Source organism: Lysinibacillus sp. VIII_CA, from assembly GCF_049943995.1.
Classification (GTDB): Bacteria; Bacillota; Bacilli; order Bacillales_A; family Planococcaceae; genus Lysinibacillus; species Lysinibacillus pinottii.
Map to the genome: position 1 here is coordinate 1 of NZ_JBNFXM010000144.1, position 229 is coordinate 229.

At 68.1% G+C, this 229-nt stretch carries 1 protein-coding gene; it reads left to right on the forward strand.

All coding sequences use genetic code 11. From position 1 onward, the window contains the following. The coding region (locus tag ACP3VS_RS24590) for a thermonuclease family protein (RefSeq protein ID WP_426390358.1) at positions 1-229 on the forward strand (229 nt) is incomplete at both ends.

Here is a 229-nt window from a genome sequence, read left to right on the forward strand (position 1 = left end):
GAGCAGGTGTGCCTCGATGCATCGGGCGCCCGCTTCGCTTGCGGGGCCACCGCGCGCGACGAGCTCGCCAAGCATCTCGGGACCCAGTCCGTGACCTGCCAGGCCGAACATCGCGAGAATTCCGAGCGCCTCGCCGCCAACTGCACGGTGGGCGGTGAAGACATCGGCAAATGGCTGATCGGCACCGGCTGGGCGATCGCCGGCCAGCATGCGTCCAAGGACTATGAGG